The organism is Caballeronia calidae (assembly GCF_900044055.2).
Classification (GTDB): Bacteria; Pseudomonadota; Gammaproteobacteria; order Burkholderiales; family Burkholderiaceae; genus Caballeronia; species Caballeronia calidae.
In genome coordinates, this window is record NZ_FCOX02000317.1 from 1 (window position 1) to 851 (window position 851).

1 protein-coding gene is annotated in these 851 nt (G+C 61.3%); it reads left to right on the forward strand.

What is annotated here, in order from left to right:
• On the forward strand, positions 1–851 hold an 851-nt coding region (locus AWB78_RS42835), incomplete at both ends, for a zinc-binding dehydrogenase (protein WP_062613357.1).

An 851-nucleotide genomic window follows, 5' to 3' on the forward strand; every position in this document is an offset into this window, starting at 1 on the left:
GAAGTGCTGATCGAAGTGAAGGCGACGGGCATTTGCCACACCGATTACTACACGCTGTCCGGCGCCGATCCGGAAGGCATCTTTCCGGCGATCCTCGGGCACGAAGGCGCGGGCGTGATCGTCGATGTCGGGCCGGGCGTCGGCACCTTGAAGAAGGGCGATCACGTCATTCCGCTTTACACGCCCGAGTGTCGTGAATGCAAGTTCTGCCTGTCGCGCAAGACGAATCTCTGTCAGAAGATTCGCGCGACGCAGGGCAAGGGCCTGATGCCCGATGCGACTTCGCGCTTTTCGCTCGATGGCAAGCCGCTCTTTCACTACATGGGCACATCGACGTTTTCGAACTACATCGTCGTGCCCGAAATCGCGGTCGCGAAAGTGCGCGAGGACGCGCCGTTCGACAAGATCTGCTATATCGGCTGCGGCGTGACGACGGGCGTCGGCGCGGTCGTGTATTCGGCGAAAGTCGAAGCGGGCGCGAATGTCGTCGTGTTCGGTCTCGGCGGCATCGGCCTCAATGTGATTCAGGGCGCGAAGATGGTCGGCGCGGACAAGATCATCGGCGTCGATATCAATCCGGGACGCGTGGAACTCGCGAAGAAGTTCGGCATGACGCACTTCATCAACCCGAAGGACGTGGAGAACGTCGTCGACCACATCGTGCAACTGACCGATGGCGGCGCGGATTACTCGTTCGAATGCGTCGGGAATGTGAAGCTGATGCGTCAGGCGCTCGAATGCACGCACAAGGGCTGGGGCCAGTCGTTCATCATCGGCGTGGCGGCGGCGGGCGAAGAGATCAGCACACGTCCGTTCCAGCTCGTCACGGGCCGCGAATGGAAAGGCTCGGC